General features: G+C 74.7%; 13 protein-coding genes. 2 read left to right on the top strand and 11 right to left on the bottom strand.

Translation table 11 applies throughout. From position 1 onward, the window contains the following. Nucleotides 1–65: 65 nt before the first annotated feature. Nucleotides 66–1,280: a signal recognition particle-docking protein FtsY gene (gene ftsY, locus GCU60_RS11930; RefSeq protein ID WP_163205440.1), complete on the bottom strand. Its 1,215-nt coding sequence runs from the start codon at nucleotides 1,278–1,280 to the stop codon at nucleotides 66–68. Nucleotides 1,281–1,364: 84 nt separating this feature from the next. Between ftsY and GCU60_RS11925 the strand changes: the two genes are divergently transcribed. Together GCU60_RS11925 and GCU60_RS11920 are read left to right on the top strand one after the other, a co-directional pair. Beyond that, nucleotides 1,365–3,038: an alkaline phosphatase D family protein gene (locus tag GCU60_RS11925; protein ID WP_163205438.1), complete on the top strand. Its 1,674-nt coding sequence runs from the start codon at nucleotides 1,365–1,367 to the stop codon at nucleotides 3,036–3,038. Nucleotides 3,039–3,050: 12 nt separating this feature from the next. Continuing rightward, nucleotides 3,051–3,851, top strand: a complete 801-nt coding sequence (locus GCU60_RS11920) for an endonuclease/exonuclease/phosphatase family protein (RefSeq protein WP_163205436.1) — start codon at nucleotides 3,051–3,053, stop codon at nucleotides 3,849–3,851. Here the strand turns inward: GCU60_RS11920 and smc are convergent. The 10 genes from smc to recG form a co-directional block, all read right to left on the bottom strand. After that, complete coding sequence (gene smc, locus GCU60_RS11915) at nucleotides 3,848–7,420, bottom strand: chromosome segregation protein SMC (protein WP_163205434.1); 3,573 nt, start codon at nucleotides 7,418–7,420, stop codon at nucleotides 3,848–3,850. The two genes, GCU60_RS11920 and smc, sit on opposite strands and share 4 nt — an antisense overlap. Before the next feature lie 71 nt (nucleotides 7,421–7,491). Next, nucleotides 7,492–7,680, bottom strand: coding sequence for a hypothetical protein (locus tag GCU60_RS11910; protein WP_163205431.1), 189 nt, complete (start codon nucleotides 7,678–7,680; stop codon nucleotides 7,492–7,494). Nucleotides 7,681–7,848: 168 nt separating this feature from the next. Next, nucleotides 7,849–8,727 (bottom strand): bifunctional DNA-formamidopyrimidine glycosylase/DNA-(apurinic or apyrimidinic site) lyase, encoded by an 879-nt coding sequence (gene mutM / locus GCU60_RS11905; protein ID WP_163205429.1) that lies wholly within the window; start codon nucleotides 8,725–8,727, stop codon nucleotides 7,849–7,851. Between the two features lie 18 nt (nucleotides 8,728–8,745). Next, entirely contained in the window at nucleotides 8,746–9,534 is a 789-nt protein-coding gene (gene rnc, locus GCU60_RS11900) for a ribonuclease III (protein WP_163205427.1), read from the bottom strand. A gap of 26 nt (nucleotides 9,535–9,560) precedes the next feature. Next, the gene (gene rpmF, locus GCU60_RS11895; protein WP_014377519.1) at nucleotides 9,561–9,740 is read right to left on the bottom strand and encodes a 50S ribosomal protein L32; all 180 of its coding nucleotides are present in this window, start codon (nucleotides 9,738–9,740) and stop codon (nucleotides 9,561–9,563) included. Nucleotides 9,741–9,742: 2 nt separating this feature from the next. After that, on the bottom strand, nucleotides 9,743–10,378 hold the full coding sequence (locus GCU60_RS11890; protein ID WP_163205425.1) for a YceD family protein: 636 nt from the start codon (nucleotides 10,376–10,378) through the stop codon (nucleotides 9,743–9,745). A gap of 148 nt (nucleotides 10,379–10,526) precedes the next feature. Then, on the bottom strand, nucleotides 10,527–11,207 hold the full coding sequence (locus tag GCU60_RS11885) for a hypothetical protein (RefSeq protein WP_163205423.1): 681 nt from the start codon (nucleotides 11,205–11,207) through the stop codon (nucleotides 10,527–10,529). Continuing rightward, the gene (coaD, locus tag GCU60_RS11880; protein ID WP_163205421.1) at nucleotides 11,204–11,689 is read right to left on the bottom strand and encodes a pantetheine-phosphate adenylyltransferase; all 486 of its coding nucleotides are present in this window, start codon (nucleotides 11,687–11,689) and stop codon (nucleotides 11,204–11,206) included. The genes GCU60_RS11885 and coaD overlap by 4 nt, the downstream gene beginning before the upstream one ends. Continuing rightward, a complete protein-coding gene (rsmD, locus tag GCU60_RS11875) occupies nucleotides 11,686–12,240 on the bottom strand; it encodes a 16S rRNA (guanine(966)-N(2))-methyltransferase RsmD (protein WP_163205419.1) in 555 nt (184 codons plus the stop codon). The genes coaD and rsmD overlap by 4 nt, the downstream gene beginning before the upstream one ends. Continuing rightward, nucleotides 12,237–14,429: an ATP-dependent DNA helicase RecG gene (recG, locus tag GCU60_RS11870; protein WP_345770550.1), complete on the bottom strand. Its 2,193-nt coding sequence runs from the start codon at nucleotides 14,427–14,429 to the stop codon at nucleotides 12,237–12,239. The genes rsmD and recG overlap by 4 nt, the downstream gene beginning before the upstream one ends. Nucleotide 14,430: the final 1 nt, after the last annotated feature.

Below are 14,430 nucleotides of genomic sequence, written 5' to 3'. Positions count from 1 at the left end.
GGTCGGCTTCCGCGCCGCGGTCCGCTCCTCGCTCGCTGGCGCTCGCTGCGATGCTCCCGCGGCTGTCAGCCGACGATCGCCTCGGCGAACGCGCGGGGCTCGAAGGGCGCCAGGTCGTCCGGGCCCTCGCCGAGGCCGATGAGCTTCACCGGGATGCCCAGCTCCTGCTGCACCCGGACGACGATGCCGCCCTTGGCAGTGCCGTCGAGCTTGGTGAGGACGACACCGGTGACCGTGACCGCCTCGGTGAACACTCGGGCCTGCACGACGCCGTTCTGCCCGGTCGTGGCGTCGAGGACGAGCAGCACCTCGGTGACCGGCGACTGCTTCTCCACGACCCGCTTGACCTTGCCCAGCTCGTCCATCAGGCCGGACTTGGTGTGCAGCCGCCCGGCGGTGTCGACGACGACGGTGTCGACCTCGGCCTCCACGCCGGTGCGCACCGCCTCGAACGCCACCGCCGCGGGGTCACCGCCCTCCTTGCCACGGACGGTCAGCACGCCCACCCGCTCGCCCCAGGTCTCCAGCTGGTCGGCCGCCGCGGCGCGGAAGGTGTCGGCGGCGCCGAGGATCACGCTCTTGCCGTCCCCGACGAGCACGCGGGCGATCTTGCCGACCGTCGTCGTCTTGCCCGCGCCGTTGACCCCGACGACGAGCACGACGCCGGGGCGCCCCTCGTGCCGGTCGGTGCCGAGCGTGCGGTCGAGGTCGGGGCCGAGGACGGCGGTCAGCTGGTCGACCAGGAGCTCCCGCAGCTCGTTCCCGGAGGCGGTGGCCAGCACCATCGACCGGGTGCGCAGCCGCTCGACGATCTGGGTGGTGGCGGCGATGCCGATGTCGGCGGCCAGGAGGGTCTCCTCGATCTCCTCCCAGTCGTCCTCGGTCAGCTTCTCCCGGGCCAGCACGGTGAGCAGGCCGCGGCCCAGCGAGGACTGCGAGCGCGCCAGGCGCGAGCGCAGCCGCACCAGCCGGCCGGCCGACGGCAGCGGTGAGTCGAAGACCAGACCCGGCTCCGGCTCGGCCGGGGGCAGCTCGACCGTCGGCGGGGCGTCGGGGACGACTGCGTCGGGCTGGTCGGTCTGCGTCCCCAGCCCCGAGGCCGTCGAGCCGACGGGCCGTCGCGGCTCGGCAGGGGGCGCCGGGCGCGGCCGGGTCAGCGTCGTGCCGGTTGCGGCGTCGTCGTCCAGGCGCATCGTCCGCCGGCCGCGGCTGGCGAGCAGGCTGATCCCGGTGATCAGCGCTACGACGAGGATCCCGATCGCGATCAGCACGAATTCCATGCCGACCAGTCTCCCAGCCCCGTACGGGTGGCGGCGGCCGGGACACCGGGAGCCGTCGCGGGGCCGGTAGGCCAGGCTGTCCCCATGCCGCACACCGACCGGACAGCCCCGGCCCTCCTCCTCGGACCGCTGCTGCGGCACGTCGACCCCGTCTCGGCGACGCTCTGGGTGGAGGTCGACCGGCCGTGCGAGGTGACCGTCCTGGACCGCCGGGCGCACACGTTCTCCGTCGCCGGGCACCACTACGCGCTCGTCGTCGTGGAGGACCTGGAGCCGGGCAGCGTCACCCCCTACGAGGTCCACCTGGACGGCGTGCGGGTCTGGCCGCCCGCCGAGTCGGAGTTCCCGCCCAGCCGCATCCGGACACCCGGCGGTGAGGGCGCCTTCCGGCTCGCCTTCGGTTCGTGCCGGTACGCCAGCCCCTACACCGTCGAGGACTCCGAGGGCATCCCGCCGGACGCGCTGGACCTGTACGCCAAGCGGATCGCGGCCCAGCCGGAGGACCGGTGGCCCGATGCCCTCGTGCTCCTCGGTGACCAGGTGTACGCCGACGAGCTCACCGAGAAGACGAAGTCGCTGCTGCACCGCCTGCGCGACCGCCGCACCGAGCAGCGCTCGCCGGACGACCAGGTGGCGGACTTCGAGGAGTGCACCCGCCTCTACTACGAGTCCTGGCAGGACCCGCAGGTGCGGTGGCTGCTGTCGACCATCCCGTCGTCGATGATCTTCGACGACCACGAGATGATCGACGACTGGAACACCTCGGCCGCCTGGCGGGCCACGGCGTCCCAGGAGCCCTGGTGGCAGGGGCGGATCACCGGCGGCCTGGTCAGCTACTGGGTCTATCAGCACCTGGGCAACCTGAGCCCGGGCGAGCTGGCGGAGAACAAGACCTGGCAGGCGATCGGTGACCTGAGCGCCGACGACCCCGAGCGGGACGCCGAGCCGCTGCTGCGCGCGATGGCCGAGCTGGCCGACGCCGAACCGGCGACGATCCGGTGGAGCTTCGTGCGGCACTGGGGCGACGTGCGGCTGATCATGGTCGACAGCCGGGCCGGCCGGGTGCTGGAGGAGCAGCACCGCCGGATGCTCGACGAGGACGAGTTCGCCTGGGTCGAGGGCGCCATGCGCCGCGCGGTGGACGAGGGCGTGGAGCACGTCGTCGTCGGCACCTCACTGCCCTGGCTGCTCCCGCACGCGATCCACAACCTGGAGCGGTGGAACGAGACGCTCAACGTGCGCCACCACGGCAAGCTCCGCGGGCGGCTCGCCGAGAAGGTGCGGCAGGGCGCGGACCTGGAGCACTGGTCGGCCTTCGGGCACTCGTTCGAGCGGCTGGGCGCGGCACTGACCGCGGTGGCCCGCGGTGAGCACGGCCGGGCACCGGCGACGGCGCTGGTCCTCTCCGGCGACGTCCACCACGCCTACGCGGCCGAGCTGGTGCACCCCGGGGGGCTCGAGGCCCGGGTGCACCAGCTCACCGTCTCCCCGCTGCACAACCAGGCACCGCACCCGATCCGGGTCGGCTTCAAGATCGGCTGGAGCCGGGCGGCGCGCCGGTGGACGGAACGCCTGGCCCGCATGGTCAAGGCCGAGCCCACCGAGCTGGAGTGGGAGAAGAAGGCCGGGCCGTTCTTCGGCAACCAGATCGGCGAGCTGGTGCTGAGCGGCCGGGAGGCGCGGTTCCTGCTGTCGGTGTCGGAACAGGGCGACGAGCATCTGCGCCAGGTGCTCGACGAGCCACTCTCCGACGCCTGAGAAGGTGGCGCTGTGACGAAGCCGGCCCCCGGTCCCGACCAGCCGCCGATCCCGGTGCGGCTGGTCACCTTCAACACCCACCACGGCGTGGGCGAGGACGACCGGCACGACCTGCCGCGGCTGGCCCGGCTGCTGGCCTCGGTCGACGCCGACGTGATCTGCCTGCAGGAGGTGGACCGGCGGTACGGGGCGCGCAGCGAGGACGTCGACCAGGCGCTGCTGCTCTCCCGCGCGCTGGACATGCAGCTGGCGTGGGGACCGGCCATCGAGGAGGAGCGCCCGGGCGACCAGCCGCCCCGCCAGTACGGCAACGCCCTGCTGTCCCGGCTGCCCATCCTGATCAGCGATGTGCACCGGCTGCCCGGCGGCGGGGAGCCGCGCAGCGCGCTGCGCACGATGGTGGAGCTCGACGGCGGCGCGCTGTGGATCACCGCCACCCACCTGACCACCCGATCGGCGCAGGAGCGGGCCGCCCAGGTCTCGGCCATCGCCGGGCTGCACACCGAGCCGATGGACACCGGCGTCCTGGTCGGTGACTTCAACACCGAGCCCGACGCCCCGGAGCTGGACGTGCTGCGGCAGCGGTTCACCGACGCCTGGCAGCTCGCCCGCGCCCGCGACGACCAGGCCGGCTGGAAGTTCTGGCAGACCGACGCCGGGAACACCCACCCGGCACGGTCCCCGCACCGGCGCATCGACCAGGTGTGGGTCTCCTCGGGGGTCTCCGTCGCCGGGGCCTACGTCCTGGACGCCGAGGGAGCCTCGGACCACCTGCCGGTCGTCGTCGACCTCGAGGTCCGCAGCGGCGTCTAGGCGGAGGCCGTCTCGAGCTCCCGGAGCCGCTGGCTGATGACGCCGGTGATGCCGTCGCCGCGCATGCTCACGCCGTAGAGCGCGTCGGCGATCTCCATCGTCCGCTTCTGGTGGGTGATGATGATCAGCTGCGACGTCGACCGCAGCTGCTCGACCAGCACCAGCAGCCGGCCCAGGTTCACGTCGTCCAGCGCGGCCTCGACCTCGTCGAGCACGTAGAACGGCGACGGGCGGGCGCGGAAGATCGCCACGAGCAGCGCGACGGCGGTCAGCGACCGCTCCCCACCGGAGAGCAGCGACAGCCGCTTGACCTTCTTGCCCGGCGGGCGGGCCTCGACCTCGACGCCGGTGGTCAGCATGCTGTCGGGCTCGGTGAGCACCAACCGGCCGGCGCCACCCGGGAAGAGGGTGGCGAACACCTGCTCGAACTCCCGGGCGACGTCGGCGAAGGCCTTGGCGAACACGTCGTGGATCCGGTCGTCGACCTCGCGGACGACGGTGAGCAGGTCCTTGCGGGTGCTCTTGAGGTCCTCGAGCTGGGTGGCCAGGAAGGTGTGCCGCTCCTCCAGGGCCGCGAACTCCTCCAGCGCCAGCGGGTTGACCTTGCCCAGAGTGGCGAGGTCGCGTTCGGCGCGGGCCACGCGGCGCTCCTGCACGGCGCGTTCGTAGGGCACCGGGTCCGGCGCGGGCTCCCCCTTCGCCTCCGCCTCGGCCTCCTGCTGCGGCGACGGCGGGACGAGCGCGGCCGGGCCGTACTCGGCGAGCAGCGTGGGCAGGTCGACGCCGTACTCCTCGGCGGCCTTGGCCTCCAGCGACTCGATCCGGTAGCGCTGCTCGGTGCGGGCCACCTCGTCGCGGTGCACCTCGTCGGTGAGCCGGTCGAGCTCGGCGGTGGCGGCGCGGACCCGGCTGCGCACCTCGAGCAGCTCGGCCTCCGCACCGCTGCGGGACGTCGCCAGGGCGTCGCGCTCGGCCGCGGCGCGCGCCAGCGAGGAGCCCAGCGCCGTCAGGGCTGCCTCGGCGTCCTGGCGGACCGCCGCGGCGACCTGGGCGCCACGGATCCGGGCCACCCGGGCCGCGGCGGCCCGCTCGCGCGCGGCCCGCTCCTGCCGGGCCTGGCGGCGCAGCGAGTCGGCGCGGCCCTGCAGGGCGCGGGCCCGCTCCTCCGCCGTCCGCACGGCGAGGCGCGCCTCGGTCTCGGCCTGCCGGGCCGCGGCCACCTCGGCGCGCAGCCGGTCACGTTCCTCGGTGGGCGGCTCCTCGGCCACCGGCGCGGCCTCGGCCTGCGCCAGCTCGGCCTCCAGCCGGGTGAGCGACTCCTGGACCTGCTCCAGCGACTGCTCGGCCCGGACCCGCGCGGCCAGCGAGCGCTCCGCCTCCGACGCCGCCGACCGAGCCGCGGCACCCAGCTCGGCGAGCGCGGCCGCCTCGGCCGACCGGCTGCGGTCGGCGGCCTGCCGCGCGGCCATGGCCGTCTCGACGTCGGCCGAGCGGTCGCGGGCCTCGCTCCGGGCGGCGGCCAGCCGCTCGGCGAGCTCGGCGGCCCGGTCGACGGCGGCGACGAGCTCGGCGGCCGCCTCGTCCACGCGGGCGCGCAGCTCCAGGTTGGACGGCGCGTCGGTCGAGCCGCCCACCGCCCAGTCGGCACCGAGCAGGTCGCCGGTCGCGGTGACGGCGCGGACCCGGGGGTGCGTGCGCACCAGGGCGACCGCCGCGTCGAGGTCGGGGACGAGCGCCACCCGCTCCAGGGCGCGGGCCAGCGCCGGGCGCAGCGGCTCGGGGGCCTGCACGGCGTCGAGCGCCCACCGGGTGCCGGCGGGCAGCTCCGGCCAGCCCTCGCGGGGCACGGGCGGCAGCCCGCCGGTGACCAGCAGCCCGGCGCGTCCGCCGTCGGTCCTGGTCAGGTGGTCCAGCGCCGCGGCCGCCTCGGCGACCCCGGAGACGACCACGGCCTCGGCCATGCCACCCAGCGCGGTCGCGATCGCCACCTCGTCGCCCGCGGCGACCGTCAGCTGCTCGGTGACCGGGCCGATCACGCCGGACAGCCCCGCGCCGAGCACCGCGGCCGCGCCGTCGGCCGGCGTGAGGCCGAGCGCGAGCGCGTCCCGCCGGGCCTGCCAGGAGGCGCGGTCGCGCTCGGCGGCGCGCTCGGCCTCGGTCAGCTCGGTCACCCGGCGGGCAACGGCGGAGTGCGCGGCCACGGCGTCCTCGTGCGCGGCGACCAGCGCCAGGTCGGTGTCCTCCTGCTCGGCGACCTGGCCGCGCCGGTCGGCCAGCCGCTCGGCGGCCACCTCGGCGCGGTCGGTGGCCTCGGCCGCGGCGAGGGTCAGCCGGTCGATCTCGGCCTGCCCCGCACCCACCCGAGAGCGCGCGGCGGCGACCTGCCCGGACAGCCGGGCCAGGCTCTCCCGCCGGTCGGCGAGCGCGCGGGCGGCGGCAACCCAGGCCTTCTCCGCCTCGGCCAGGGCTGCTTCCAGCTCGGTCCGTGCCGTGACCACGGCCGAGAGACGCTCCCGCTCGGCCGCGAGACCGGCGGCGAGCTCGGCCTCGGTGGCGGCGACGCGGTCGGCCTCGGCGTCGAGCTGGTCGGGGTCGCGGCCGGGTGCGGCCGCGGGCCCCGCTGCGGACAGGTGCCGGTGCCGCTCGCCGGCCAGCTGGGCAACGCTGCGGAAGCGCTCGCCCAGCGCCGAGAGCCGGTACCAGGTGTCCGAGGCCGCCTGCAGCCGGGGCGCGCTCGCGGCCAGGTCGCTCTCCAGCTCGGACTCCCGGCGGGAGACGGCGGACAGCTCCCGCTCCACGACGGCACGGCGCTCGCGGGCGGCGGTCTCGTCGGCGACGTCGCGGTCCCAGGCGTCGCGCAGCTGGACCAGGTCGTCGGCCAGCAGGCGCAGGCGGGCGTCGCGCAGGTCGGCCTGCACCCCGGCGGCGCGGCGGGCGACCTCCGCCTGCCGCCCCAGCGGCTTGAGCTGGCGGCGCAGCTCGACGGTGAGGTCGGCCAGCCGGTCGAGGTTGGCCTGCATTCCGTCGAGCTTGCGGAGCGCCTTCTCCTTGCGCTTGCGGTGCTTGAGGACCCCGGCGGCCTCCTCGATGAACGCACGTCGGTCCTCGGGGCGGCCGGAGAGGACGGCGTCGAGCTGCCCCTGGCCGACGATGACGTGCATCTCGCGGCCGATGCCGGAGTCGCTGAGCAGCTCCTGCACGTCGAGCAGGCGCACCTTGTCGCCGTTGATCTCGTACTCGCTCTCCCCGGAGCGGTACATGCGGCGGGTGATCGACACCTCGGTGTACGCGATCGGCAGCGCGCCGTCGGTGTTGTCGATCGTCAGCGTCACCTCCGCGCGGCCCAGCGCGGGCCGGCCGGCGGTGCCGGCGAAGATGACGTCCTCCATCTTGCCGCCGCGCAGGCTCTTGGCGCCCTGCTCGCCGAGCACCCAGGAGATGGCGTCCACGACGTTGGACTTGCCCGACCCGTTGGGGCCGACGACGGCGGTGATCCCGGGCTCGAGCCGCAGCGTGGTGGCGGACGCGAAGGACTTGAAACCCTTCAGCGTGAGGCTCGACAGGTGCACGGGAAGGAGACTCTAGCCCTGTTCGGGCCCGTTCAGGGGGGCCGCGAGGCCGGTGGTGCGGGTGTGAAAGGTCAGGCGAGCGCGGGCTCGGTGTCGCCGGCCATCGAGAGCAGCTCGTGGGCGATGGCGGCGTCGCGCTGGGCGCGCAGCTCGTCGAGCTCGGCTTCGAGCCGGCGGACCTTGGCCCGCAGGAGTGCGTTCTCCTCGAGTACCCGCAGCTCCGCGGGAGCGACGACGGAACCGAACAGGGCCTTGGCCATGGCTGTGACGGCCTTTCAGACAGCGAGTGGGGGTGACCGGCGCCCCGATGAACGGTCGGCGCGGTCTGGTGCTCCCAGGGTGACACCGACCGATCCGCAGGTCAACGGCGGCACCGGGTGCCTGAGGTGACCGGGTGATGTCGGATTCGTCACGTCCCGGTGACGAGCTCAGGCCTTCCGGCGAGCTCGCGGGCGTGGCTGACAGGTGGGGCAGCTGTAGCTGGACCGGTTCATGAACGGCTCACGGACGATCGCCGTCCCGCAGCGCGGGCAGGGCCGGTCGCCCTGGCCGTAGACGGCGAGGAAGCGGGAGAAGTAGCCACTCTGCCCGTTGACGTCGACGTACAGGGAGTCGAAGGAGGTCCCTCCCTGCGCGAGCGCCTCCCCCAGCACGTCCCGGACACCGTCCAACAGGTCCGCGACCTGGGCCCGGGTGAGCTTGTCCGTGGGGCGGGTGCCGTGCAGGCGGGCCCGCCACAGCGCCTCGTCGGCGTAGATGTTGCCCACGCCGCCGATGAGGGTCTGGTCGAGCAGCGCCCGCTTCACCTCGGTGCGACGGCGGCGCAGCGCGGCGGCGAACGCGTCGACGTCGAAGCCGGGGTCGAGCGGGTCGATGGCGATGTGCGCCAGCCGCGGCGGGACGCCGTCGCCGTCACTCTCCTCGACCGCCAGCCCCCCGAACGTGCGCTGGTCGACGAAACGCAGCTCGCGGCCGCCGTCGGTGAAGGTGAACCGGGCCCGCAGGTGGGTCTCGTCCGGTGCGGACGGCTTCTCCACCAGCAACTGGCCGCTCATGCCCAGGTGGCCGACCAGCGCCCGGTCCGACGGAGTGCCGTCGGGCTCGGCCAGCGGCAGCCAGAGGTACTTGCCGCGGCGGTGAGCAGCGGTGAACGTGCGGCCGGTCAGCGCCTGCACGAAGTGGCCGGTGCCCTCGAGGTGCCGTCGGACGGCCCGCGGGTGGTGCACCTCGACGGCGGCGACGGTGCGGCCGGCGACCCACTGCTCGAGGCCGCGACGGACCACCTCGACCTCGGGCAGTTCAGGCAACGGTCGACCCTCCGTCGATCAGGCGTCGATGGACAGTGCGCGCCAGGCGGCCTCGGCGGCCTCCTGCTCGGCGGCCTTCTTGGTGCGGCCGCTGCCGCTGCCGCGGACGACCCCGGCGAGCAACACGTCGGCGGTGAAGGTCTTGGCATGGTCGGGGCCCTCGTCGGCCACCTGGTAGACCGGCGCGCCCAGCCCCTGGGCGGCGCCGAGCTCCTGGAGGCTGGTCTTCCAGTCCAGGCCGGCGCCGCGGGTCGCTGCCTCGACCAGCAGCGGGTCGAAGAGCCGGTGGACGATCGCCGAGGCGACCTCCAGCCCGCGGCCGAGGTGGATCGCGCCGATGAGGGCCTCCATCGCGTCAGCCAGGATCGAGTCCTTCTCCCGGCCGCCGGTGGTCTCCTCGCCGCGACCCAGCAGCAGCAGCGGGCCGAGCCCGCCCTCGCCCAGGCGCCGGGCGACCCCGGCCAGCGAGGTCATGTTCACCACGGAGGCACGCAGCTTGGCCAGCTGGCCCTCGGGGAGGTCCGGCTGGCTGCGGTACAGCTCGTCGGTGACGACCAGACCGAGCACCGAGTCGCCCAGGAACTCCAGGCGTTCGTTGGTCGGCAGCCCGCCGTTCTCGTACGCGAACGACCGGTGGGTGAGCGCCAGTCCCAGCAGGCCGCCGGGCAGGTCGACGCCGAGGGCGTCGGCGAGCCAGGCGTCGGCCCGACGGGCGTGCGCCTCACCACCGGGATGCATCACCACGCCGGGGGCGGGGCCGTCCGCGGCATCCTGGGCAGGATGCGTCGCGGCGGCCGGCGTCCCCATGGCGGTGGCGGTGCGGGTTCCGGTGATCAGACCGAGAGGACCTGACGGCCGTCGTACTGGCCGCACGTCGGGCACGCCTGGTGCGGGGGCTTGAGCTCACCGCAGGCGCGGTTCGGGCACGGCGACAGGGTCGGCGCGGTGGCCTTCCACTGCGACCGGCGCATGCGCGTGTTGGCGCGCGACATCTTCCGCTTCGGGACAGCCACGATCAGTTCTCCTCTGGGGTGGTGGATTCGTCGGGGGTGCCCGACGAGGAAGCAGGGGTGCCGAACTTCGCGGCGAGACCGGCCCAGCGGGCGTCGATGATCTCGTGCGAGTGGTCGGCGGGCAGGTCGTCGAGCCGCTGACCGCAGCCGACGCACAGGCCGGCGCAGTCCTCGGTGCAGACCGGGGCCAGCGGGAGGCTCAGGACGACGGTGTCGCGCGCCAACGGCTCGAGGTCGAGGAAGTCGCCCTCGATCCGGCGCACCTCGTCCTCCTCGCTCGTGGCCTCGGTGGTGCTGCCGGAGTAGGCGTACAGCTCCTGGACGTCGAGCCGGAGGCTGTCCTCGATGGGCTCCAGGCACCGGGCGCAGGAACCCACGACGGGCACCTCGATCTCGCCGGTGACCAGCACGCCCTCCATGACCGACTCCAGTCGGAGCCGCAGCTGGGCCTCCGCGCCCTCGGGGACGCCGAGGAGCTCGACCCGCCAGTCGCCCGGCGCGGGCGCCGTCCGGTCCAGCTCCTGCATGGAGCCCGCGCGCCGCCCGAGCTCCCGGAGGTCGACCTTCCAGGGGTTGGCGGCGGGACGCCGGTCCTGGGCGGACGGGGCGCCGGTGCGGTGCGGCAGGGAAGCAGGCATGTCGGTACTCGCGGTCGGTGAGCGGGAAGGGTGCCCGGCCGGGGCGGAAGCCACGGGGGTCGGACCAGGGAACGAGCCTACCCGATCCCTCCGGCCCCCTTCAGGGTCCCGCTGTGAGCTTGCGGACGCTGGGGAGCAGGGTGTCCCTCTAGGGCTCCCGGAGGGTGGTGCGGGCCTTCTCCACCGAACGGAGCATGCGCTCCAGCGTCGTGCCGAACTCCGCGAGCCGGGTGTCGACGTACTCGTCCACCTCGGCGCGCATGCGGGCGGCGTCGGCGTGCGACTGCGCGCCGAGCTCGTCGGCGCGGTCGACGGCGCTGCGGTAGACCTCGGTCTCGGTGATCAGCCGCTCGTGCTCGGTCTGCGCCTCGGCGATCATCTGGTCCTGCAGCCGGCGCCCCTCGGCCAGCAGCGCCTCGGCCTCGGCCTCCGCCTCGAGCAGGATCTGCTCGGCGTCGGCCTGCGCGGCGGCCAGCAGCTCGTCGCGCTGCCGCCGGGCGGTGCCCAGGATCTCGTCGCGCTGCCGGCGGGCCTGCACGACCAGCTGCTCGCTCTCGGTGCGGGTCCGGCCGGTGAGGCGCTCGGCCTCGGCCTGGGCCTGCTGGAGGATCTCGGTGCGCTGCTCGACGATGGCGCCGGCGGCCTGCACGTCCTCCGGCAGCGACTCGCGGAGGTCGTCGAGCAGGTCCAGCACGTGGTCGCGGGGAACCATGCAGGAGCTCGACATCGGCACGCTGCGGGCGTTCTCGATGACCGTCGTCAGCTCGTCGACGGTCTCGTACAGCCGGTAGACGACCTCGGTGGTGGCCAGCCGCTTCGGGCGGGTCACTTCTCCGCCCGTCCGGTGCGCTCCGCCAGCCGGTCGAACACGGCCTTGGGCACCAGCCGGGAGACGTCGCCGCCGAAGGTGGCGATCTGCTTCACCAGGCTGGACGAGAGGTGGCCGACCTGCGGCGCGGTGGGCACGAAGAGCGTCTCGATCGAGGCCAGCTCACGGTTCATCTGCGCCATCTGCAGCTCGTACTCGAAGTCGCTGACCGCCCGCAGCCCCTTGACGATCACCGGGATCTCGTGGGTGCGGCAGTAGTCGACCAGCAGTCCCTGGAAGCTGTCGACGGTGACGTTGGGCAGGTCGGCCACCGCGTCGCGCAGCAGCTCCATGCGCTCCTCGACGGAGAACAGCCCCGCCTTGCCGGGGTTCACCAGCACCGCCACGACCAGTTCGTCGTAGAGGGCGGCCGCCCGGGAGATGACGTCGACGTGCCCGTTGGTGACAGGGTCGAACGATCCTGGGCAGACGGCACGTCTCACGGACGCCGACCGTACCGGAGCACGGCCTCGCCGTAGCGCCGTTCGCGCAGTCCTTCCAGGGGTGTCGGCCACTCGAAGGGATCCTCGCGGCTGGCCCGCTCGACCACGACCACCCCACCGGGCGCCAGCCACCCGCCGTCGACCAGGGCGCGGAGCACCCCCTCCACCTCCTCGACGGGGACGGCGTAGGGCGGGTCGGCGAGGACGACGTCGAACGGTTGCGGTGCCGGGGCGGCGACGACGGTGGGCACCGAGCCGGCGACCACCCGGCCCCCGGGGAGCCCGACCGTGGCGAGGTTCTCCCGCAGGACGGGGAGCACGCCGGGCCCGGACTCGACGAAGACGACGCTGGTCGCCCCGCGCGAGAGCGCCTCCAGCCCGAGCGCGCCGGAGCCGGCGTAGAGGTCCAGGACGGCGGCGCCCTCGAGGTCGAGCAGGGAGCCCAGGGAGTTGAAGAGGCCACCGCGGGCCTTGTCGCCGGTGGGCCGCACGCCGGTCCTGGGCACCTTGAGCCGCCGGCCGCCCGCGACCCCCGCGATCAACCGGGTCATGCCTTCTCCAGCCATTCGGCGCGCTCGTCGGTGGCCAGCGCCGCGACCTCGGCGGCCAGCCCGGGGTGGTCGGCCAGGCCCCGGTCGGTGGACAGCAGCGCGGTCGCCTCGCCGCGGGCCTCGGCGATGAGCTCCTCGTCCGCCAGCAGCGAGAGCAGCTTGATCCCCGAGCGCCGGCCGGACTGCGCCGCGCCCAGGACGTCGCCCTCGCGCCGGGTCTCCAGGTCCAGCCGGGCCAGCTCGAAGCCGTCGGAGGTGGAGGCGACGGCGGCCAGCCGCTGCCCGGTGGGCGAGGCCGACGGGGCCTCGGTGACCAGCAGGCAGAGCCCCGCGTGCTTGCTCCGGGCGACCCGGCCGCGCAGCTGGTGCAGCTGGCTGACGCCGAACCGGTCGGCGTCCAGGACCACCATCACCGTGGCGTTGGGGACGTCGACACCGACCTCGACGACGGTCGTGGCCACGAGCACGTCGGTCTCACCCGCGGCGAAGGCGCGCATGACGCCGTCCTTCTCCTCGGGCGTCATGCGGCCGTGCAGGACCTCGAGCCGCAGCCCGGCCAGCGGGCCGGCACGCAGCGCCTCGGCGACGTCCAGGACGGCCAGCGGCGGCCGCCGGTCGCTGCGCCCGTCCTCGTCCGGCGGGGCGCCGTCGGCGTCCTCGGGCTCGTCCTCGGCGCCCGTGACGTCGCCGATCCGTGGGCAGACGACGTAGGCCTGCCGGCCGGCGGCGACCTCCTCGCGCAGCCGCTCCCAGGCCCGGTCCAGCCAGCCGGGCTTCTCCACCACCGGGACGACGGAGCTGGACACCCCGCCGCGGCCGCTCGGCAGCTGGCGCAGGGTGGAGATCTCCAGGTCGCCGTAGACGGTCATCGCCACCGTCCGCGGGATCGGGGTGGCGGTCATGACGAGCACGTGCGGCGGCCGGCTGCCCTTGGCCCGCAGGGCGTCCCGCTGCTCCACACCGAACCGGTGCTGCTCGTCGACGACGACCAGCCCGAGGTCGGCGAACTCCACGCCCTCCTGCAGCAGCGCATGGGTACCGACGACGATGCCGGCCCGCCCCTCGGCCACCTCGGCCCGCGCCTCCCGCTTGGCGGCGGCCTTCAGCGACCCGGTGAGCAGGGTGACCCGCGTGCCGGCGGGGTCCCCGTCGATCTCCCCCGCGCGACCGAGCGGCCCCAGCAGGGCGCGGATGCCGCGGACGTGCTGGGCGGCGAGGACCTCGGTGGGGGCCAGCAGCGCCGCCTGGCCGCCGGCGTCGACGACCTGGGCCATGGCGCGCAGCGCCACCACCGTCTTGCCGGAGCCGACCTCGCCCTGCAGCAGCCGGTGCATCGGCTGGTCCCGGTCGAGCTCGGCGGCCAGCTCCTCGCCCACCTCGCGCTGCCCCTCGGTGAGGGCGAACGGCAGGGCGGCATCGACGGCGTCGAGCAGGCCGCCGGCCCGCCGCGGGCGGGAGATGCCCGGCTCGAGCGCGGCGGCGCGGCGCCGGGCGGCCAGGGTCAGCTGGAGGGTGAGCGCCTCGTCCCACTTGAGCCGCTGCTCGGCGCGCTCGACGTCCTCGGTGGTGGTGGGGCGGTGGATGTCGAGCAGCGCCGAGGCCAGGGGCAGCAGCCCGTGGCGGGCGCGGATCTCCTCCGGCAGCGGGTCCTCGATCAGCTCGCCGAACCCACCGCCCGCCCCCAGCAGCAGCTTGACCGACTTCTGGATGACCCAGCTGGAGACGTCCTTGCTCGCCGGGTAGATCGGCACCAGCGCCCGCGCCCAGTCGGTCTCGTCGTCGCTGCTGTCGAGCAGGTGCATGTCGGGGTGGGCGAACTGCTTCTCCCCGCGGTACTCCCCCACGGTGCCGGCGAACATCCCCCAGGCGTTGACCTTCAGCTGCCCGTGCCGGTGGTTGAAGAAGACCAGCTTCATGCGCCCGCTGCCGTCGCCCACGACGACCTCGGTGAGCGAGCCCCGGCGGTTGCGCATCGGCCGGCTGGTCACGCTCCGGACCTGCGCCAGCACGGTGACCCGGTCACCCACCTGGACGTCGGCGAGGTCGGCCTGCTCACCGCGCCGGGCGTAGCGGCGCGGGTAGTGCCGGAGCAGGTCCAGGACGGTGTGCAGCCCGAGCTGGTCGGCCATGCCGGTGGCCGTCTTGGGGCCGAGGACCTTCGACAGCGGGGTCCCGAGGGTGACCGCCACG

Source organism: Blastococcus saxobsidens (genome assembly GCF_010682065.1).
Lineage (GTDB): Bacteria > Actinomycetota > Actinomycetes > Mycobacteriales > Geodermatophilaceae > Blastococcus > Blastococcus saxobsidens_B.
This window is presented reverse-complemented; position numbering and strand designations above follow the sequence as displayed.